This is a genomic window from Variovorax sp. PEI5 (assembly GCF_056679935.1).
In genome coordinates this window covers 375958-394479 of record NZ_JBWXPH010000004.1, presented here as the reverse complement: position 1 = coordinate 394479, position 18522 = coordinate 375958, and the positions used below count along the sequence as shown (strand labels likewise).

Here is an 18522-nt window from a genome sequence, read left to right as displayed (position 1 = left end):
CGGTCGCGTCGCGTCGCGGCCCGGCTCAGGCGCCGCGCGACAGGTCGGTGAAGGCATCGGTCCAGAAGATGACCCGGCGGGCGACCAGGCGCATCAGGGCGTGCAGCGCCAGGCCGATGAGCGAGAGCACGACCAGGATGGCGAACATGCCGGCGGCATCCATGGAGAAGTTGCGCTGCAGGATCAGGTAGCCCAGGCCGGCCTGCGCGCCGACGAACTCGCCGACGATGGCGCCGATCACGGCCAGCACGATGCCGATGTCCAGCCCGGCGAACACATAGGGCAGCGCGTGCGGCAGCCGCACCATGCGGAACACGTGCCAGGGCGAGGCCGTGAAGGCCTTCATGAGCTCGATCTGCTCGCGCGGCGCCGAGCGCAGCCCGACGATGGTGTTGGCCAGCACCGGGAAGAACACGATCGTCGCGGTGATCACCACCTTGGAGGTGGTGTCGAAGCCGAACCACAGCACGAACAATGGCGCCACCGCCACCTTGGGCACGGTCTGGAAGGCGATCACGTAGGGATAGAGCACCGCCTCGAGCAAGGCGCTCTGGCCGATCAGCGCGCCCAGCACCAGCCCGAACAGGGCGCCGAAGGCGAAGCCGGCCAGGATCTCGTAGAGCGTCACGCCCAGGTGCGTGAGGATCTCGCCCGAGGTGACCAGGTCGGCCAGCGCGCGCAGCACGGCCAGCGGCCCCGGGAAGATCAGCGGCGAGACCTGCAGCCAGGCGACGGCGACGTGCCACAGCGCCATGACGCCGACGAAGAAGGCCGCCATCAGCAGGCGGCGGCGCGTCGGCGTGAGGCCGGCCGGGCCGGGCGCCGGCGCCGCGGGCGCCATCGGGGCGGCGGCCGACGTGGCGCGGGAGGGGACGGCCGCCGGCTCCGGCGCGCCGGGCCGCAGGGCGAGGGTGGGGGTGTCGTTCATCAGTCGAGTCCTCCGGCCGCGTTCAGGTTGGCGCGGATGCCCGAGACATAGGTGCCGAAGCGGTCGGTGTTGATCATGGCCAGCGAGCGCGGATGGGGCAGGTCGACCTCGACGATCTGCGTCACCCGGCCCGGGCGCGGCGACATCACCACCACGCGGTCGCCCAGGAACACCGCCTCCGGGATGCTGTGGGTCACCAGCATGATGGTGGCGCCGGTGCGTTCCTTGAGCTTGTGGAGTTCGAGGTTCAGGGTCTCGCGCGTCATGGCGTCGAGCGCGCCGAAGGGCTCGTCCATCAGCAGCAGCATGGGATCGTTGACGAAGGCGCGTGCGATGCCCACGCGCTGCTGCATGCCGCCGGAGAGCTCGCCCGGGTACTTGGTGGCGAACTTCTCCAGGCCGACCAGCGCCAGGTAGTGCAGGGCGCGCTCGGTGGCGGCCTGGCGGTCGCGGCCCTGGATCTCGGCGGGCACCAGCACGTTCTGCAGCACGGTGCGCCAGGGCAGCAGCACCGGCGCCTGGAACACCACGCCGATGTCGCGGCTCGGCCCGGTGACCTGGCGGCCGCCGAGCGACACGGTGCCGCCGCTGGCGCGCTCCAGTCCCGCCAGGATGCGCAGCAGCGTGCTCTTGCCGCAGCCGCTCGGCCCGACCACGGTGACGAACTCGCCGCGCCGGACCTCGAAGCCGACATCCTGCAGGGCGACGACGTCGACGCCGTCCTTGGCGCGGAACAGCTTGTGCACGCCGTCGAAGGCGAAGGCCGGGGTCCCGTCCGGGGCCGTGGCCGTGGCGGGGGCACGGGCCGCGACCGGCGCGCGTTCCAGGGTCGAGGGGCTGTTCATGCGGTCTCCAGTTGCGTGAATTCCTGCTTCAGCGTCTCGATGAAGACGGCGGCGATCGGGCTGGGGGTGCGGCCCTCGCAGGTGCAGAGGGTCAGGCGCTGGTGCTTGACGCGCGAGTCGCGGATCGGCACGTAGCGGAAGCCCGGCATGTCCGCGCTGTCGCCCGGCCGGGCATTGACCAGCGCGACGGCCATGCCGGTCTCGGCCACCGAGCGCATCAGCTCGTAGGAGTTGGTGACCAGCACCTTGCGCGGCTCGATGCGCGCGCGGGCGAACATCTCGTCCTGGTCGCGCTTGGCGCTGATGGTCTCGTCAGGCATGGCCAGGCCATAGGCGGCGCAGTCCGACAGCTTGAGCGTCTCCAGCCGCGCCAGCGGATGGTGGTGGGCCACCAGCACGCAGGTCTCCAGCGTGCGCTCGTAGACGTGCTTCACGCGCAGCGAGGGCGGCGGGTTGAAGGTGATGGCGACATCGAGCTCGTCCTGGCCGATCAGCTCGATCAGCCGCGTCGTCGGCGCCACCTCGACCTGGTAGGTGATGCCGGGGTAGCGCGCGTTGAAGCGCTGCAGCAGGTCCGGCACGACCTCGCGCACGAAGGTCTCGACCACGCCCAGTCGCACATGGCCCTTGCGCAGGCCCTTGAGCGCCTCGATCTCCGAGCGCACGCGGTCGACCTCGTGGTCGACGTGCCGCACGTGGCGCATCAGCAGTTCGCCGGCCGCTGTCAGCCGCAGCACCGTGCGGCCGGGACCGCGCTCCAGCAGGGGCGCGCCCAGCTCGTCCTCCAGCAGGCCGATCTGCCGGCTGATGGCGGAGGCGGCCACGAACAGGCGTTCGGCCGCGGCGCGGATCGAGCCGGCGCTGACGACCTCGGCGAAGTAGCGCAGCGAGACCGCGGTGATCATGGGCAAGCGGGGCTCGCCGGGGTCGTCCAGGCGGGGCTGTCGCGGTCGTAGGCGTCGATGGCGGCCAGCGCGGCGGCGCGCTGCGCCGAGGGGATGAAGGCGGCGACGAAGCTGTTGCGCGCCAGCGCCACCAGGCGTTCGCGCCCCAGGTCCAGCGCTTCCTGGCAGGCCAGGTAGTTGTCGTTGACATAGCCGCCGAAGAAGGACGGGTCGTCGGAGTTGACGGTGACGCAGAGTCCGGCATCCATCAGCCGCTTCAGCGGATGCGCCGCCATCGATGGCACGACCCGCAGCTTGAGGTTGGACAGCGGGCACACCGTCAGCGGGATCCGGCGCCGCGCCAGCAGTTCCATCAGCGCCGGATCGTCGAGGCTGGCATTGCCGTGGTCGATGCGCTGCACCCGCAGCAACTCGACCGCCTCGCGCACATAGGCGGCGGGGCCTTCCTCGCCGGCATGGGCCACGACCCGGAAGCCGCGCTCGCGGCAGCGGCGGAAGAAGGTGGCGAACTTCGATGGCGGGTTGCCGACCTCGGCGCCACCGAGTCCGAAGCCCAGCAGCCGGTCGGCCCAGGGCATGGCGGCCTCCAGCAGCGCCAGGGCCTCCTCCTCGCTGCGATGGCGCTGGGCCAGCAGGATCAGGCCGCTGGTGATGCCGTCCTCGCAGCGGGCCTCCTCCATGGCGGCGAAGGTGCCTTCGAGCACGGTCGCCAGCGCCACGCCGCGCGCGGTGTGGCCCTGTGGGCCGAGGAACAGCTCCGCGTGGAGCACGCGGTCGGCATGGGCGCGCGCCAGGTAGGCGCGCGTCACGTCGCGGAAGTCGGCCGCGCGCAGCAGCACGCGGCAGCCGTCGTAGTAGAGGTCGAGGAAGGACTGCAGGTCCTGGAAGTGGTAGGCCTCGCGCAGCGCGGCCTCCGAGCTCCAGCCGATCCGCACGTCGTTGCGCCGCGCCAGCTCCAGGAACAGGCCGGGCTCGATCGAGCCCTCGATGTGCATGTGCAGCTCGGCCTTGGGCAGGCCGGCGATGAAGGCGGCCGGGGTCATGCGCCGGCGCCGGCGCAGGCCTTGGCGGCGTCGACGACGGCCTGGTGGTCGAAGCGGTTGATGGCCTCGACGAAGCCCGGGCGGTCGATCAGCAGCGTCGCCGGGGGCACGGTGCGCTTGATGGTGCCGTCCTTGCGCATGAAGTCCTGCATGCGGCCATAGGCCGCCGGATCGAGCGCGCCGATCAGCTTGCCGCCGTTGAGCTCGAAGGCGCCCTTCATGGCCTGCAGCTGGGCCTCCAGCAGGCGCATGTCGGCGCGCACCAGCGTCGCCTCGTCGGCGCCGGTGGGCCTGGTCGAGGGATAGTTCTTCCAGTGCAGCCGCAGCGCGCACATGGGGTTGGTCTGCGCGAACAGCGTGGCCTTGGCGGCGCCGCGCGAGATCGCCTCGACCATGGCCGGATCGGCGTCGATGGTCTTCTGCAGCGTGCCGAAGGTGAAGTCCGGCAGGGTGCGCCAGGCCGGGTCGACCAGCACGCGCAGCCGGGCGCCGGCGTTCTCGAAGCCCGCCAGGGCGGAGCCCCAGAACATCAGGGCCTGCACGCGGTCGGACTTGAGCGCTTCCAGGGCCGGCGCGCCGGCGCCGGTGGCGATCAGCTGGACGTCGGTGTCGGGGTTGAGGCCATTGGCGCGCAGGTAGCCCTTGAGCAGCGAGACGCCGCCGGTGCCGAGGCTGAAGATGCCGATCCTCTTGCCCTTGAGATCGGCCACGCCCTTGATCGGGCCGTCCTGCATCACGCCCACGCCCCAGTCGATCACGCCGGTGCCCATCAGGCCGCGCACGGGGACGTTGTTCTCGGTGTTGGCCTGGATCAGGCCGGTCGAGTTGAGCTGCGCGAAGTCGACCGCGCCACCGACCATCTGCTGGATGCCCTGCAGCGAGCCGGCGACCGTGATGACCTTGACGTCGTAGCCCTCGTCACGCCAGTAGCCCAGCACCACCGGCAGCGTCAGCCAGGGATAGGTGACGTTGAGCACCTGCGTGCCCACCGCGATGGTCACGGGCCGCAGCGCCTTGGCCGGCGCCTGCGCGGCGGCCTGGCACGTGGCCACCAGGGCCAGGCAGAACAGGGCGAGCGCGCGCGCTCCGGGGAGGTTGAATGAGGGCATGGGGAGGCGGTCCGTGAGGGGCGAGACGAGGGGGAGCGGCAAAGCTAACAGGGGGTCGGTGATTCCTAAACCACCCATTTCAGCGGTCTATGTGCACCGGATTCGCACATCGGGCGGGAGGGCCGGCGGCCGGGGAGCCGAGCGGGGGTTTCAGCCGGGGTGGCCGGCATCGACGACCACGAGGATCGTCTCGTCGAGCACGAACTCCTCGAGGTTGGTGCCCGGTCCGCCCCGGTCGACGACGATGAAGTCGCGCACCTCGTCGAGCGCGAGCAGCGGGTGGTGCCAGATGCCGCGCGCGTAGTTGACGCCCTGCCAGCCCTGGCTGACGAAGGCGCGCGGCGGGCCGGGCCGGCCACCGGCATCCGGCGCCACCACCACCAGGTAGGGCGCCGCCACCAGCGGCACGAAGGCCTGGGAGCCCAGCGGATGGCGCTCCATCAGGCGCAGGCGCACCGGCGGCGCGTGGGGCTGCGCCCGGAACAGGTTGATCAGCGGCCGGCCACCCTCGGCCGCGACGTCGACCGTGGCCAGGTCGTGGAAGCGGATCGTGGTGCCGGCGTTGATCGGCAGCTGCGTCGCGCCGGCCAGTTCGATGACGTCGCCGAAGGGCGCGAAGGCGATGGCGTCGAGCGGCTCGGCGCGCAGGACCGTGGTGCCCGTCATGGCCGTGGCGACGCCGGCAGCGATCCGCCGGCACCGTCGCCATCGTCCTCGCGCTCGCGCACCGGACCGATCGAGGCGAAGCGCTGGCGCATGAAGTTGGCCACGTGCGGGGTGAATTCCATGAAGCCCTTGGCGGCGTGGAACTCCGGCGTGTCGTAGACCCAGTCGCCGGCGATCTCGTAGATCGCCGCATAGCGCGGGCCGCCTTCGAGCGAGACGAAGCGCCGCGCCGACAGCCAGCCCGGGCAGGCCAGCAGGGCCGGCAGGTGGACCTCGTCGTACCAGCGGTTGAAGGCCGCGTCGTGCGCCGGGTCGACGTCGACGCGCACCATGTGCAGTTGCACGGGGCGATCGGCGCTCATGCCGCCTCCCGCGCCGCGACGTCGACGCGCGGCTTGAGGCGCGGGAACTTCAAGGTCGCCTCGGCCTTGAGCACTTCCAGGCCGGCCTCGTTGGTGGCGCTGGCCTGCCAGACCACGCTGCGCGTCTGCGCGTTCATCTGGGCGATCCAGACCTTGAACTCGATGGTGTCGCCATAGAACACCGGGCCGGTGAACCAGAAGCGGTCCTCGATCGACACCCCCAGGGTGCCGGCCAGCTCGGCCGAGAGCACGCTGGTGCAGATGCCCGCGACCATGATGCCGGGCGCCAGGCGGCGGCCGAAGCGGGTGGTGGCGGCATAGGCATCGTCGACGTGCACCGGGCCGAAGTCGCCGGTGGCGGCGATGTAGAGCGCGCCGTCGGCTTCGGTGATGGTCTTGCGCACCGCCACCGTGTCGCCGAGGTGGAGGCTGTCAAAGGGCTTGAGTTCGTACATGGTGGATGGCTCTCCGGGGACTCAGTCGCGCGCCGGCAGCGGCGCCGGTCGCGCGGGCACGAGGGTGGCGCCGCCCTCGGCCACCACGGCGCCATCGGCGCGGGTGCAGCGCACGGCGCAGGCGACGTTCGCCGCGCCGATCTCCAGCACCTCGACGCGCGACTCGACGGTCTCGCCCACCAGCACCGGCAGCGCGAAGTCGATCCGCAACCCGCCCAGGCGCCAGGCCGGGCCGGCGATGCGGTTCAACGCCGTGGTGGCCAGCGCCACGGCATGGAGCTCGAAGGCCAGCATCTGCTCGAAGCCGGCCTCGGCGGCGGCGCGGCGGTCGACGTAGAGCGGCGCCATGTTGCCGCTGATGCCGGTGTACATCGCCTGCTCGGCGACGGTGAGGGTCTTGCGAAACGACATGCTGTCGCCGACCTGGAGCGGTGGGGTCATCGGGTGCGTCCGGACGATGGGAGGGCGGAAGGAGGGCGGAGCGACGCTCACAGCATCAGGCCATTCTTGATGACCGCCTTGGCGATCAGCATGCGGTGGATCTCGGAGGTGCCGTCGTACAGGCGCGTGACGCGGCTGTCGCGGTAGATGCGCTCGAGCGGCAGGTCCTTGCAGAAGCCCATGCCGCCGAAGACCTGGATGCCGAGATCGGCGACGCGGCCGATCATCTCGGAGGCCTGGAGCTTGACCATCGAGACCTTGTCGCGCGGCTCGCGGCCCTGGTCGAGCTCCCAGGCGGTGTTGAGCACCATCATCCGCGTGGCGAAGATCTCGGTGGCCGAGTCCGCGATCATCTGCTGCACCATCTGGAAGTCGCCGATCGGCTGGCCGAACTGGCGGCGCTCGCCGGCATGGACGCGCATCAGCTCCAGCACGCGCTGCGCCATGCCCACCGCGCGGGCGCCGATGTGCGCCAGCCGGATGCCCGCGACGCTGTTCATGATCAGCTTGAAGCCGCCACCGACCTCGCCGAGCACGGCATCGGCCGGGATGGCGCACTCGTCGAACGACAGCTCCGCGTGGCCATAGCCCCGGTGGCCCATCATCGACTGCACCCGCGTGACCTCGAAGCCCGGCGTGCCCTTGTCGACCAGGAACAGCGTGATGCCGCCGCGCGCGCGCTTCTCGCGGTCGGTCAGGGCCATGACGATGACATAGTCGGCGATGTCGCCGTCGCTGATGAAGTGCTTGCCGCCGTTGAGGATCCAGCGGTCGCCCTCCAGGCGGGCGGTGGTCGAGATCGACGCCGCGTCGGAGCCCGCGCCGGGCTCGGTGATGGCCATGGCGCAGATCTTGTCGCCGCGCACCGTGGGCCGCAGATAGCGCTCGGACTGGTCGGCGTTGCAGGCCAGCAGCATCGGATAGACCTGGCCGAAGACGCGGCGGATCAGGGCGTCGGAGGTCTTGCCGAACTCCTCCTCGACCAGGCACATGGTGACGTGGTCGAGCCCGCCGCCGCCGCAGGACTCGGGCATGTTCATGGCGAACAGGCCGAGCTCCTGCGCCTGGCCGCGCACGCGCGCCAGGGCCTCGGGCGGCACGTGGCCGAGCCGCTCGGTCTCGTTCTCGAGCGGCTGCACCTCCTGGGTGACGAAGCGGCGCACGGTGTCGACGAGCAGTTGCGTGTCGGAGGGGATGGAGAAATCGAACATGGCGGGGAGGGGGGTCAGAGGGAGGGAGCGGCCGCCGGGGCCGGGGCCGGGGCCTCGCCGACGGTCCGGTCGGCGAGCAGGGCATCGATGGCCGGGGTGTCGTAGCCGAGCTCGGCCAGCACCTCGCGCGTCTGCGCGCCCAGGCGCTGCGGTGCCCAGCGCACCGGCGGCGCCTGGCCGTCGTAGCGCAGCGGATGGTTCAGCAGCGTGATCGGCGCGCCCTCGACGCTCTGGGCATCGATGAACACGCCCAGGTGCGCCAGCTGGGCATCGTCGCGCAGCTGGTCGTAGTCCTGGACCGGCATGTGCCAGATGCCGTGCGCGGCCAGCAGGGGCAGCCACTGCGCGGTGGTGCGCGCGGGCAGGCGATCGGCGACGACGCGGGTGATCTCGGCGCTGCGCGAGAAGCTGTCGGCGGTGTCGAAGCCGGCGAGCTCGGGCAGGTCCAGGGCGCGCGCCAGATCGGCCGGCGCCGCCATCGAGATCGCCAGATGGCCATCGGCCGTCGCGTGGATGCCCGAGGGCCCCGAGCCGCACCAGCTGGCCAGCCCGTGCGGGCCGCGCGAGGTGGCCGAGCGCGCGCCATTCATCCAGGCCGTCATCGATTCGGCCTGCAAGTCGATCGCCGACTGCAGCAGGCTGCCCTCGACCCGGCGGCCTTCGCCGGTGCGCTCGCGCGAGAGCAGGGCCGCGAGGATGCCCATGGCCAGCAGCGAAGCCGCGTGCTGGTCGACGATCACCGGGCCGGCTGGCGTCGGCGGGCCGTCGGCGCGCCCGGTGCGGGCCGCGAAGCCGGAGCGCGCCTGCAGCAGCAGGTCCTGGCCGGGCAGGTCGCGGTCGGGTCCGCTGCTGCCATAGCCGCTGACCGAGGCATAGACGATGCCCGGGCGGAAGGCGCGGATCTGCTCGTAGCCCAGGCCCAGGCGCTCCATGGCGCCGGGGCGGAAGTTCTCCATCACGACATCGGCGCCTTCGATCAGGCGCCGCGCCACCTCCTTGCCGCTGGCGGACTTCATGTCCAGCGCCAGGCTGCGCTTGTTGCGCCCGGTGGTCAGCAGGTTGACGCTCTGCCCGGCGACGAAGTGGTTGGCCACCGCCCAGTTGCGGTGGAACGCGCCATCCAGGGGTTCCACCGCGATGACGTCGGCGCCCATGTCGGCCAGCAGCTGGGCCGCCATCGGCCCGGCGTGGAAGTGGTTGAAGCTGATGACCTTGAAGCCCGAGAGCATGCGTGTTCCTGAGTGAGCGTTGCGGCGCTTTCAGGATAGGTGCTGGGCTTGTCGCGCAGGGTGGCGCGGCCTATTCAATAACCGGGGGGCACTATCAGCGGGGTGTATAGGACGGCGGGACGCTGGCGCGCCGCGCCCTATTCGGCCCGCTTATAGTCCGCCCCCCAAAACGCATGGTCCATGGCGGCGACGCGCGGCTAAGGTGGTCGGCATCCCTTCCTCGCCGACCGCGCCATGTCCCCTGCTGCTTCCGTTGCATCCCATCCTTCGCCCGACGACCCCGACCGCTTCCGCGGCATCCATGCCGCCACCGTGTGCCCGCTCCTGGACGACGGCGCCATCGACGAGGACGCGCTGGCCGCGCACCTGTCGGCCGTCTCGCGCACCGAGGGCATCACCGGCCTGCTGATCAACGGCCACGCCGGCGAGAACTTCATGCTCGGCCGCGCCGACAAGCGCCGCGTGACCGAGATCGCGCGCGCGTCCTGTCCGCCATCCACGCTGCTGGTGTGCGGCATCAACGCCGAGGACAGCCTGGAGGCGCAGCGCCACGTCGACGATGCCCAGGCCGCCGGGGCCGATGCGGTGCTGGTCTTTCCGCCGTTCTCCTGGGCGCTGTCGCAGGATGCCGAGGTGGCGGTGCGCCACCACGCCATCGCCACGGCCCACAGCACGCTGCCGCTGTTCCTCTACCAGGCCGGCGTGCGCGCCGGTTCGCTCGGCTACACGGCCGACGTGCTGGAGCGCCTGGTGCGGCTGCCCCGCGTGATCGGCGTCAAGGAGGGCAGCTGGGAGAGTGCCGTCTACGAGGCCAACCTGCGCCTGGTCGCGCGCGTGGCGCCGCACGTGATGGTGATGGCGTCCGGCGACGAGCACCTGATGACCTGTTTCGCGGTCGGCACTACCGGCAGCCTGGTGAGCCTGGCCTGCGTCGCGCCGGCGTTGGTGGTGGGGCTGTATCGCGCCATGCAGGCCAACGACCTGCCGGCGGCGCGCGAGTTCAACGAGCGCATATATCCGCTGGCCAAGGCGATCTATGGCACCGCCCCCGGCGGCCATGCCAACGCGCGCCTGAAGACGTGCCTGAAGCTGCTCGGCCACATCCCCAGCGACGCCATGCGAGCGCCGATGGGGCCGCTGCCGGCGGACGAGGTCGCAATGCTGGCACGTGCCCTGCATGCCGCCGGCCTGGAAACCACCCACGGAGCCGCCGCATGAGCCACCGCACCCTGATCCGCAACGGCCGCATCGTCACGGCCGTGGACGACTACCACGCCGACGTGCTGCTCGAGGACGGCCAGATCGCCATGATCGGCAAGCGGCTCGACGTCGGCCCGGACACCCGGGTGATTGACGCCACCGGCCTGCTGGTGCTGCCCGGCGGCGTCGACTGCCACACCCACCTGGACAACACCTTCGGCGACTCGACCACCTGCGACGACTACGAGTCCGGCACGCGCGCGGCGGCCTTCGGCGGCACCACCACCATCATCGACTTCGCCTTCCAGGGCAAGCACGAGGGCCCGCTCGACGCCATCGCGCGCACGCAGGCCCGGGCGGCGGTCGGCGCCGGCATCGACTATGGCTTCCACGTCATCCTGACGCACGTCGACGAGACCGTCCTGGGCGACATGAAGCACGCCATCCGCCACGAGGGCGTGAGCAGCTTCAAGATGTTCATGGCCTATCCGGGCAGCGTGATGGTCGACGATGCCGCCATCTTCCAGGCCATGCGCCTGGTCGGCGAGCATGGCGGCATGGTGGCGCTGCATGCCGAGAACGGCAACGTCATCGAGCTGCTGATCCGCGAGGCGCTGGCGCAAGGCCACACCTCGCCGCGCCACCACGCATTGACGCGGCCGGCGATCCTGGAGGGCGAGGCCACGCATCGCGGCATCAAGCTGGCGGAGCTGGCCAACGCGCCGGTGTACTTCGTGCACCTGTCGGCGCGCGAGGCCCTCAAGCACGTGGTGGAGGCGCGCGACGCCGGCATCCCGGTCTTCGCCGAGACCTGCCCGCACTACCTGTTCTTCGACGACTCGGTCTACGACAGCGACGACTTCTCGATCGCCAAGTACGTCATGACGCCACCCCTGCGCGACAAGCGGTCGCAGGATGCGCTGTGGACCGCGCTGAAGACCGACGACCTGCAGATCGTCTCGACCGACCACTGCCCGTTCTGCATGAAGGAGGGCCACATGGGCCGCGTGCACCAGAAGGAGCACGGCCGCCACGACTTCTCCAAGATCCCCAATGGCGCCCCCGGCATCGAGACGCGCATGACGGTGATCTACGACGGCGGCGTGCGCACCCGGCGCATCTCGCTCAACCGCTTCGTCGAGCTGACGGCGACGGCGCCGGCCAAGTTGTTCGGCCTGTTCCCGAGGAAGGGCACCATCGCCGTCGGCAGCGATGCCGACATCGTGCTGTTCGACCCCGATGGCGAGCAGACGATCTCGGCCCACACGCACCACAGCAATGTCGACTACAGCCTGTTCGAGGGCCGCCACGTGCATGGCGTGGTGCGCCGGGTGTTCTCGCGCGGCGAGCTCATCGTCGATGGCGAGCAGTGGCTGGGCCGGCCCGGACGCGGCCAGTTCCAGCGGCGTGGCGAAGTGGGAGGCTTCTGATGACCACGACGATGGTGCGATCCAACGTGGCGCGACAGCGCATGGAGGCTGGCGAGACCGTGCTGGGCCTGGGCGTGCAGCAGGTCGCGGGAGCGATGGTGGCGGGGCTGGCGCGGCGCTGCGGTTTCGACTTCCTGTTCATCGACATCGAGCATTCGCCGATCGATGCCGCCGCCGCCGCCAACATCGCCGCCGCGGCATTGCCGCTGGGCATCGCGCCGCTGGTGCGGGTGCCGGGCAAGAACTCGCCCGACATCTCGCGCCTGCTCGACGGTGGCGCGCAGGGCATCGTGGTGCCGCACGTGGACGACGCGATCGAGGCCGCCGCCGCCGTGCGCGCCTGCAAGTACCCGCCACTGGGCCTGCGCTCGTTCTTCGGCTTGCAGCCGCACTTCGACTACCAGCGCCATCCGGCAGCCGAGGCCATGGCCGCCGCCAACGCGCAGCAGCTGTGCATCGTGATGCTGGAGTCGCCCCGGGCGATCGAGAACGCCGATGCCATCGCGGCGGTGCCGGGGGTGGACGTGCTGCTGGTGGGCAGCAACGACCTGTCGCTGGAACTGGGCATCCCGGGCCAGCTGCAGCATCCGGCGATGGAGGCGGCCTTCGCCGCCGTGATCGCGGCCTGCGGGGCGCATGGCAAGCATGCCGGGCTGGCCGGCATCGTCGACCCCGTGCTGCTGCGACGCCATGTCGACGCCGGCATGCGCTTCGTGCTGACGGCCAACGACATCGACCTGCTGCTGGCCGCCGGCGAGGCCCGCGTGGCCTCGCTGCGGGGCTGAGGAACCGGGGGCGATCCCCGGTCCTCGAGCGTCTCAGACCGGGCCGTTGCCGCGGATCGCGATGACGCGATCGGGCAGCTTGGTCATGCCGTACTGGTCGAGGATGCGGTCGTAGGTGCCATCCTTGATCATGTCGTTGAAGGCCTTGACCACGGCATCGGCGACCGGCCGCGAGCGGAAGCTCATCATGGTCGGCGAGGCGCCCTGGGCCGGCAGCAGCATGGTCGCCTGGCCGGCCTTGACGAAGGCGCCGCCGGCGTAGTTGGGGAAGGCGGCGAGGTCGAACTGGCCCGCGCGCAGGCCGGCCATGACCTCGCTGGCGGTCGGGAACGACAGGATGCGGATCGACTTGCGGCCCTTGGCCACGTTGTCCTTCTCGCGTTCCTTGAGCCAGCGCTCCTGGTAGGAGTCGGCCTCGACGCCGATGCTGAGGTCGCTCAAGGCATCGGCCGAGGCCAGCGTGCGCTTGCTGCCGGGCAGCGCGACGATATCGATCGCCGCCATGGCGTAGGGGATGGTCCACATGACCTTGGAGCGTTCCTCGGTGAAGAACATGCCGGTGTTGATGCCGTCGAAGCGCGCCGCCTTGAGCGCCGGGATCATGGCCGGGAAGTCCATGCGCACGGTCTCGGGCTTCAGGCACAGGCGCTTGCCCAGCTCGGCCGCGAGTTCGAGGTTCATACCCTTGAGCTCGCCACTGGCGTCGACGAACTGCAGCGGCGGCAGGGTCGGATTGGTCGACAGCATGATCCGGCCTTCGGAGATCAGCTCGCTCCTGGGGATGGTCGGCGTGCAGGCCTGGGCCGAGGCGAGCGTGGCGGACAGCGGGCCGGCGAGTGCGGCCGTGGCGAGTGCGATGCGCAGGAGGGCGAATGTCATGAGAGATTTCCGGGGTGTGGAGGCGACCGCGCGATGCGGACTTCGAGGGCTCGAAAAGACAGAATAGCGAGCGCGGCCCGGATGGCTCAATTCAGTTCAGGGGCCGGACTATAGCCCGCGCATATACGCCGTGATGGTGCGTCCGATGCACCTGGATCGACCGCTATCATGAAGCGTCACGTGGCCCTTTCCGGGCCCTCACCGACCCCGATGTCCGACCCGCAATTCCGCTCCCTGATCAACCTGCGCCAGCTCGAAGTCCTGCGCGCCGTGATGCGCTGCCGCACCACCATCGGCGCGGCCGAGGAGCTGGGCATGTCGCAGCCCGCCGTCAGCAACGCAATCAAGCTGGCCGAGACCAAGCTGGGCATCGCGCTGTTCGATCGCGTCAGCAACCGGCTGGTGCCCACCGCCGACGCGCGCATCCTGATGGCCGATGCCGAGCCGCTCTTCGTGGTGCACGAGGCGGTGCAGCGCAAGGCCTGGGACTTGCGCACCGGCCGCGCCGGCGTGCTGCGCATCCACGCCACGGCCGAGCTGTCGCAGCACCTGGTGCCGCCGGTGCTGGCGCTGTTCATGGCCGAGCACCCCGACGTGCAGGTGACGATCGAGTCGGTGCGCATGGATGCGCTGCTCGAGGGCGTGGAGAGCGGCAGCGCCGACATCGGCATCGCCATGAAGCCACCGGCGCGCCCCAACCTGATGCGCGAGGTGCTGATCGAGGCCGAGATGACCTGCATCACGCCCAAGGGCGATCCGCTGGGCCACTTGCCGGTGCTGACGCCGTTCGACCTGCGCGGGCGCCGCATCGTCGGGCCGGGGCCGGCGAGTCCGCTGGGCGCGATGCTCGCGCAGGCCTTCGAGCGCTCGTCGGACCACTATCACCCCGACATCGAGGCGCGCTTCGCCAACATCGTCAGCGCGCTGGTGGCACGCGGCCTGGGCATCGGCTTCGTCGACGAGATGACGGCGCGCCATGTCAAGGATCCGGGCTTCGACATCCACCGCTTCCGCCCGCGCGTGGCGGTGCCGGTGTGCGGGCTGTTCGTGCGCGACAAGCCGCGCGCCCGGCTGGCGCAGGTGTTCCTGCAGCGCGCGCTGCAGTACATGCAGGCGCAGATCGGGCGGCGCGGCGACGCCGACGACGGCGAGGCCGGGGCCTCGGGCGCCTAACCCGCCGGCGCGGTCAGGGCGCCCAGACCACCACCACGCGCTTGGCCGGCGCCGGCCCGGTGCCTCAGGCCGGCACCGGCACGCCGGCCGCCGGCGCCTTCTTCTGCATCGGCGCGTAGCCCTTGCCATAGTGGCGTTCGAGCTTGCGCTGCACCACGTCCCACAGCGAGGTCAGCACCAGGTAGAAGACCGCCGCCACGCAATACAGCTCCAGCACCTCGAACTTGGCCTGCATCAGCACCTGGCTGCGGCGCATCAGCTCCTCCATCGAGATGACGGAAGCCAGCGAGGTCGCCTTGAGCAGGCCGTTGACCGAGTTGCCCAGCGGCGGAATGATGATGCGGATGACCTGCGGCAGCGTGACCAGCCGCAGGGTCGCGAACTTCGACAGGCTGAGCGCCTTGGCGGCTTCGATCTGCCCCTTGGCGACGGCCGAGAAGCCGGCGCGGATGGTCTCCGACAGGTAGGCCGCCTCGTTCAGGCTCAGCGCCAGGATGGCCGAGGTCAGCACGTCGAAGCGCAGCCCCAGCTGCGGCAGGCCGGTGTAGATGATCACGATCTGCACCAGCAGCGGTGTGCCGCGGAAGACCCAGATGTAGAACTTGGCCGGCGCGCGCAGGAACCGGTTGTGCGACATGCTCGCCAGCGCCAGGGGCAGCGCCAGCGCCAGGCCGATGAGGATCGTGGTGATCGTCAACCCGATCGTGATGCCGACCCCGCCCAGCAGGTAGGGGTTGACCAGGTAGGACAGGAAGGCGTCGACATTGAACACGGCCTGGATCTCCTTGCGGCTGCTCGCTCGGTGGCGGGGTTACTTGGGGGCCGGGCCGGGACCGCGGATGGCGAACTGGGTGTCCTTCAGGCGCGTCATCTTGAACTTGTCGAACAGCTTGTCGTAGGTGCCGTCGGCCTTGAGTTCGTTGAGCGCCATGGCGGCGGCCGTGGCCGTGGCCTTGTCGCGGTAGGTGACCGTGATGTCGGTGCCGTTGATGCCGTTGACCCACACCTTGGCGATGCCGCGCTCGGCGAAGTTGGCGGCGGTCTCGTCGATGTTGACGCCGGCCTCCAGCTGGCCGGCGCGCAGCGCGGCCATGGTCTCGGAGGCGGTCGTGAAGGTGCGGAAGTCGATCGTCTTCAAGCCCCGGGCCACCATGTCGGCGTTGTACTCGCGCGACTTGCGCTCCTGGTAGGTGCCGGTCTCGATGCCCACGACGTGGCCGGAGAGATCGTCGAACTTGGTGATCTTCAGGCTGCTGTTGGGCAGCGTGTAGATGCTCATCGCCTGCTGGGCATAGGGGATCATGAACATCAGCTTGGCGCGTTCCTCGGTCCAGAACATGCCGGTGTTGATCATGTCGAAGCGGCCGGCCTGCAGCGCCGGGATCATCGGCGGCATGTCCATGCGGATGAACACCGGCTCGAGGCACAGCTTCCTCGCGATGGCCTTGCCGAGCTCGACGTTGAGGCCCTGCAGCTCGCCCTTGTCGTCGACGAACTGCTGCGGCGGCAGGGTCGGGTTGATCGACATCTGCAGCTTGCCGGCGGACACCAGGTGGTCGGCACCGACCTTGGGCGTGCAGGTCTGGGCCAGGGCGGAGGTCGACAGCGCGGTGCCCAGGAGGAGCGCGAGGGCCGTGAGGGAGAGTTGCATGGCGGGCTTTCGTGGAGACGGAGGAGGGGAACGGTTGGAACGGAAGGACGTGGTGCGCGGCGCTCAGTGCTGCGATGCGGCGTCGCGGCATGCCAGCAGGGCGCTGTGGCGGGCCTCGATGACGCATTCGTCGCGCTGGTTGAGCAGTCGCAGGGTCTCGGTCACGACGCCGCGACCGGGTCGCGAGGAGGCGCGCTTGTCGACGAACTCGAATTCCACGCGCACCACGTCGCCCGCCACCACCGGTCGCAAGAACCGTACCCCGTCCCAGCCGAGCGAGGCGATCGAGCTGTGGCGATACAGACCGAGCTCGGTCTTCAGCCCCTCCATCAGCGCCAGGCCATACAGACCGTGCGCGATGACGCCATCGAAGCCGCGCGCGCGGGCGTACTCGGGGTCCTGGTGCAGCGGGTGGTGGTCGCGCGTCAGGTCGCAGAAACGCGCGATGTCGGCCGCCGTGATGGCATGCGTCGCGCTGGTGAAGGAGGCCCCGGGAACGACATCCTCGAAGTGGATGTCGGGGGCGTCGGCCGGGTCGGCCGGGTCGGTGGGGAGGGTCATGGCGGGCGTGGCGTCGCTGGGGTGGGCGCGGACGTGGGCGCGGGTGTCGTCAGCCGGCCGGCACGTCGATGTGGCGCGGCGAGCGGGCCATGAAGGCCTCGCGCAGGCCCATCGGTCCGGGGCGGAAGATGCGCGCGTCCATGGTCCTCAGGGTCGGGCTGACGCGGACCTCGAAGCCGATGCGGTCAAGCACGTCCTCCCGCAGCCGGGCGCCGGGGGCGATCTCGGTCAGCACCAGGCCATCGGCCGCCATCTCCAGCACGGCGCGGTCGGTGATGAAGGTCACGTGCTGGCCGCGCGCGCGCGCCAGTTGGCCGGAGAAGCTGATCTGGTCGACCTCGGGCACGAACTTGTCGAAGCGGCCGTCGCGCCGGATCGCCAGCGCGCCATCGGCCACGCCGATGTCGAACTCGCCGCCAGTCAGCGAGCCGCTGAAGACCAGGTGCTTGGTGTTCTGCGTGATGTTGATGAAGCCACCGGCGCCGTCGTAGCGATTGCCGAAGCGCGTGACGTTGACATTGCCGTGGCGGTCGACCTGGGCGAAGGACAGGAAGGCGCAGGACAGGCCGCCGCCATCGTAGAAGTCGAACTGGTAGGCCTGGTCGAGGATCACGCGCGGATTGACCGAGGTGCCGAACTCGCGCGCGTGGCCGGGCACGCCGCCGACCGCGCCGGACTCGACCGTCAGGGTGATCATCTCGTCGATGCCTTCCTCGGCCGCGACGTTGGGGATCATGGCCGAGATGCCGACGCCGAGGTTGACGACGTCGCGCGGGCGCAGCTCGAAGGCGGCGCGGCGCGCCACCACGCGGCGGGCGTCGAGGCGGTCGGGCGCGATGCTGGAGCCGGGCACCGTGGTCTCGCCGCAGCGCGCCGGGTCGAACTGCGTCGCGTAGGTCTGCATCTGGTCGGGCTGGACCACGAAGTGGTCGATCAGGAAGCCCGGGATCTTCACCATGTGCGGGTGCAGCGTGCCGCGCCGCACGATGCGCTTGACCTGGCAGATCACGATGCCGCCGGCGTTGTGCACGGCCTGCGCCATCGACAGGTCCTCGCGCGCGGTGGCCTCGTGCTCCATGCTGACATAGCCGTCCTCGTCGGCCGAGGTGCCGCGGATCAGCGCCACCGAGGGCACGCCCGGCGCGCGGTAGAACAGGTAGTCCTTGCCGCCGATGGGCACCAGCTCGACCAGCGGCTCGGTGGTGCGGGCGTTCATGCGGCCGCCCTCCTGGCGCGGGTCCATGTAGGTCTCCAGGCCCACGTGCGTCAGCACGCCGGGCTGGCGTCCGGCCATGGCGCGGCACAGGTGCGTCATCACGCCCTGGGGGAAGTTGTAGGCCTCCAGCTGCTGCTCCAGCACCAGCTTCATGAACGGCAGCTGCATGCCGAAGTTGCCGCCGATCACGCGCCGCACCAGGCCCGGGTGGGCGAAGCGGCACAGCCCCTTCTCGGTCAGCGCGCCGACGCCGGTGATGTGGAACAGGGTGATGCCGTGCGGGCCGTCGCCGGCCAGGAAGCGGCGCTCGACGGCCTCGAACACCGCCTCGGGCACGCCCGAGCCGCCATTGCCGCCGGCCAGCACCATGTCGCCGTCCTTGAGCAGGGCGGCGGCGGCGTCGGGGGTAATGCAGTCGATCATGGTCGCGTCT

20 protein-coding genes are annotated in these 18522 nt (G+C 70.5%); 4 read left to right on the top strand and 16 right to left on the bottom strand.

Going from position 1 to position 18522, the window contains the following annotated elements; genetic code table 11:
* Window positions 1-25: 25 nt before the first annotated feature.
* The 11 genes from AC1MLT_RS23550 to AC1MLT_RS23500 form a co-directional block, all read right to left on the bottom strand.
* Entirely contained in the window at window positions 26-928 is a 903-nt protein-coding gene (locus AC1MLT_RS23550) for an ABC transporter permease (RefSeq protein WP_481036918.1), read from the bottom strand.
* A complete protein-coding gene (locus AC1MLT_RS23545; protein ID WP_481036917.1) occupies window positions 928-1773 on the bottom strand; it encodes an ABC transporter ATP-binding protein in 846 nt (281 codons plus the stop codon). Before AC1MLT_RS23545 ends, AC1MLT_RS23550 begins: the two co-directional genes overlap by 1 nt.
* The gene (locus AC1MLT_RS23540; RefSeq protein WP_481036970.1) at window positions 1770-2678 is read right to left on the bottom strand and encodes a LysR family transcriptional regulator; all 909 of its coding nucleotides are present in this window, start codon (window positions 2676-2678) and stop codon (window positions 1770-1772) included. Before AC1MLT_RS23540 ends, AC1MLT_RS23545 begins: the two co-directional genes overlap by 4 nt.
* Window positions 2675-3721 carry an adenosine deaminase gene (locus AC1MLT_RS23535; RefSeq protein ID WP_481036916.1) on the bottom strand — a complete coding sequence of 349 codons (1047 nt, stop codon included), beginning with the start codon at window positions 3719-3721 and terminating at the stop codon, window positions 2675-2677. Before AC1MLT_RS23535 ends, AC1MLT_RS23540 begins: the two co-directional genes overlap by 4 nt.
* Window positions 3718-4830 carry an ABC transporter substrate-binding protein gene (locus AC1MLT_RS23530; RefSeq protein ID WP_481036914.1) on the bottom strand — a complete coding sequence of 371 codons (1113 nt, stop codon included), beginning with the start codon at window positions 4828-4830 and terminating at the stop codon, window positions 3718-3720. Before AC1MLT_RS23530 ends, AC1MLT_RS23535 begins: the two co-directional genes overlap by 4 nt.
* A 150-nt stretch (window positions 4831-4980) precedes the next feature.
* On the bottom strand, window positions 4981-5496 hold the full coding sequence (locus AC1MLT_RS23525) for an ureidoglycolate lyase (protein WP_481036913.1): 516 nt from the start codon (window positions 5494-5496) through the stop codon (window positions 4981-4983).
* Entirely contained in the window at window positions 5493-5858 is a 366-nt protein-coding gene (locus tag AC1MLT_RS23520; RefSeq protein ID WP_481036911.1) for a hypothetical protein, read from the bottom strand. The genes AC1MLT_RS23525 and AC1MLT_RS23520 overlap by 4 nt, the downstream gene beginning before the upstream one ends.
* Window positions 5855-6313: a MaoC/PaaZ C-terminal domain-containing protein gene (locus AC1MLT_RS23515; protein ID WP_481036910.1), complete on the bottom strand. Its 459-nt coding sequence runs from the start codon at window positions 6311-6313 to the stop codon at window positions 5855-5857. Before AC1MLT_RS23515 ends, AC1MLT_RS23520 begins: the two co-directional genes overlap by 4 nt.
* A gap of 21 nt (window positions 6314-6334) precedes the next feature.
* On the bottom strand, window positions 6335-6754 hold the full coding sequence (locus AC1MLT_RS23510; protein WP_481036908.1) for a MaoC family dehydratase: 420 nt from the start codon (window positions 6752-6754) through the stop codon (window positions 6335-6337).
* Window positions 6755-6801: 47 nt separating this feature from the next.
* Window positions 6802-7965 (bottom strand): acyl-CoA dehydrogenase family protein, encoded by a 1164-nt coding sequence (locus AC1MLT_RS23505; protein ID WP_481036907.1) that lies wholly within the window; start codon window positions 7963-7965, stop codon window positions 6802-6804.
* Between the two features lie 14 nt (window positions 7966-7979).
* On the bottom strand, window positions 7980-9194 hold the full coding sequence (locus tag AC1MLT_RS23500) for a CaiB/BaiF CoA transferase family protein (RefSeq protein ID WP_481036905.1): 1215 nt from the start codon (window positions 9192-9194) through the stop codon (window positions 7980-7982).
* A gap of 234 nt (window positions 9195-9428) precedes the next feature.
* Here AC1MLT_RS23500 and AC1MLT_RS23495 point away from each other — a divergent pair, with 234 nt between their 5' ends.
* From AC1MLT_RS23495 to AC1MLT_RS23485, 3 genes are read left to right on the top strand one after another with little or no spacing between them, the layout of a single operon-like run.
* Window positions 9429-10412: a dihydrodipicolinate synthase family protein gene (locus AC1MLT_RS23495; protein WP_481036904.1), complete on the top strand. Its 984-nt coding sequence runs from the start codon at window positions 9429-9431 to the stop codon at window positions 10410-10412.
* Complete coding sequence (gene hydA, locus AC1MLT_RS23490) at window positions 10409-11824, top strand: dihydropyrimidinase (RefSeq protein WP_481036902.1); 1416 nt, start codon at window positions 10409-10411, stop codon at window positions 11822-11824. The genes AC1MLT_RS23495 and hydA overlap by 4 nt, the downstream gene beginning before the upstream one ends.
* Window positions 11824-12609: an HpcH/HpaI aldolase family protein gene (locus AC1MLT_RS23485; protein WP_481036901.1), complete on the top strand. Its 786-nt coding sequence runs from the start codon at window positions 11824-11826 to the stop codon at window positions 12607-12609. The genes hydA and AC1MLT_RS23485 overlap by 1 nt, the downstream gene beginning before the upstream one ends.
* 33 nt (window positions 12610-12642) lie before the next feature.
* Here AC1MLT_RS23485 and AC1MLT_RS23480 read toward each other — a convergent pair whose 3' ends face one another.
* On the bottom strand, window positions 12643-13488 hold the full coding sequence (locus tag AC1MLT_RS23480) for a transporter substrate-binding domain-containing protein (protein ID WP_481036899.1): 846 nt from the start codon (window positions 13486-13488) through the stop codon (window positions 12643-12645).
* A 210-nt stretch (window positions 13489-13698) separates the two neighbouring features.
* Here AC1MLT_RS23480 and AC1MLT_RS23475 point away from each other — a divergent pair, with 210 nt between their 5' ends.
* A complete protein-coding gene (locus AC1MLT_RS23475) occupies window positions 13699-14661 on the top strand; it encodes a LysR family transcriptional regulator (protein WP_481036898.1) in 963 nt (320 codons plus the stop codon).
* Between the two features lie 64 nt (window positions 14662-14725).
* Here the strand turns inward: AC1MLT_RS23475 and AC1MLT_RS23470 are convergent, their stop codons facing one another.
* The 4 genes from AC1MLT_RS23470 to AC1MLT_RS23455 all read right to left on the bottom strand — a co-directional run bounded on the left by AC1MLT_RS23470 (window position 14726) and on the right by AC1MLT_RS23455 (window position 18512).
* Entirely contained in the window at window positions 14726-15433 is a 708-nt protein-coding gene (locus AC1MLT_RS23470) for an amino acid ABC transporter permease (RefSeq protein ID WP_481036896.1), read from the bottom strand.
* Window positions 15434-15472: 39 nt separating this feature from the next.
* Window positions 15473-16312, bottom strand: coding sequence for an ABC transporter substrate-binding protein (locus AC1MLT_RS23465; protein ID WP_481036895.1), 840 nt, complete (start codon window positions 16310-16312; stop codon window positions 15473-15475).
* A 63-nt stretch (window positions 16313-16375) separates the two neighbouring features.
* Complete coding sequence (locus AC1MLT_RS23460) at window positions 16376-16873, bottom strand: MaoC family dehydratase (protein WP_481036893.1); 498 nt, start codon at window positions 16871-16873, stop codon at window positions 16376-16378.
* A 49-nt stretch (window positions 16874-16922) separates the two neighbouring features.
* Window positions 16923-18512, bottom strand: coding sequence for an acyl CoA:acetate/3-ketoacid CoA transferase (locus tag AC1MLT_RS23455; protein WP_481036891.1), 1590 nt, complete (start codon window positions 18510-18512; stop codon window positions 16923-16925).
* Between the last annotated feature and the right edge of the window lie 10 nt (window positions 18513-18522).

Bases quoted from the DNA above. Each gene is read 5' to 3' on its own strand.
- AC1MLT_RS23520 (WP_481036911.1), bottom strand. From the start codon at position 5,858: ATGAGCGCCGATCGCCCCGTGCAACTGCACATGGTGCGCGTCGACGTC.
- AC1MLT_RS23540 (WP_481036970.1), bottom strand. From the start codon at position 2,678: ATGATCACCGCGGTCTCGCTGCGCTACTTCGCCGAGGTCGTCAGCGCC.
- AC1MLT_RS23505 (WP_481036907.1), bottom strand. From the start codon at position 7,965: ATGTTCGATTTCTCCATCCCCTCCGACACGCAACTGCTCGTCGACACC.
- AC1MLT_RS23510 (WP_481036908.1), bottom strand. From the start codon at position 6,754: ATGACCCCACCGCTCCAGGTCGGCGACAGCATGTCGTTTCGCAAGACC.
- AC1MLT_RS23515 (WP_481036910.1), bottom strand. From the start codon at position 6,313: ATGTACGAACTCAAGCCCTTTGACAGCCTCCACCTCGGCGACACGGTG.
- AC1MLT_RS23495 (WP_481036904.1), top strand. From the start codon at position 9,429: ATGTCCCCTGCTGCTTCCGTTGCATCCCATCCTTCGCCCGACGACCCC.
- AC1MLT_RS23535 (WP_481036916.1), bottom strand. From the start codon at position 3,721: ATGACCCCGGCCGCCTTCATCGCCGGCCTGCCCAAGGCCGAGCTGCAC.
- AC1MLT_RS23545 (WP_481036917.1), bottom strand. From the start codon at position 1,773: ATGAACAGCCCCTCGACCCTGGAACGCGCGCCGGTCGCGGCCCGTGCC.
- AC1MLT_RS23455 (WP_481036891.1), bottom strand. From the start codon at position 18,512: ATGATCGACTGCATTACCCCCGACGCCGCCGCCGCCCTGCTCAAGGAC.
- hydA (WP_481036902.1), top strand. From the start codon at position 10,409: ATGAGCCACCGCACCCTGATCCGCAACGGCCGCATCGTCACGGCCGTG.
- AC1MLT_RS23550 (WP_481036918.1), bottom strand. From the start codon at position 928: ATGAACGACACCCCCACCCTCGCCCTGCGGCCCGGCGCGCCGGAGCCG.
- AC1MLT_RS23525 (WP_481036913.1), bottom strand. From the start codon at position 5,496: ATGACGGGCACCACGGTCCTGCGCGCCGAGCCGCTCGACGCCATCGCC.
- AC1MLT_RS23480 (WP_481036899.1), bottom strand. From the start codon at position 13,488: ATGACATTCGCCCTCCTGCGCATCGCACTCGCCACGGCCGCACTCGCC.
- AC1MLT_RS23460 (WP_481036893.1), bottom strand. From the start codon at position 16,873: ATGACCCTCCCCACCGACCCGGCCGACCCGGCCGACGCCCCCGACATC.
- AC1MLT_RS23485 (WP_481036901.1), top strand. From the start codon at position 11,824: ATGACCACGACGATGGTGCGATCCAACGTGGCGCGACAGCGCATGGAG.
- AC1MLT_RS23465 (WP_481036895.1), bottom strand. From the start codon at position 16,312: ATGCAACTCTCCCTCACGGCCCTCGCGCTCCTCCTGGGCACCGCGCTG.
- AC1MLT_RS23475 (WP_481036898.1), top strand. From the start codon at position 13,699: ATGTCCGACCCGCAATTCCGCTCCCTGATCAACCTGCGCCAGCTCGAA.
- AC1MLT_RS23500 (WP_481036905.1), bottom strand. From the start codon at position 9,194: ATGCTCTCGGGCTTCAAGGTCATCAGCTTCAACCACTTCCACGCCGGG.
- AC1MLT_RS23530 (WP_481036914.1), bottom strand. From the start codon at position 4,830: ATGCCCTCATTCAACCTCCCCGGAGCGCGCGCGCTCGCCCTGTTCTGC.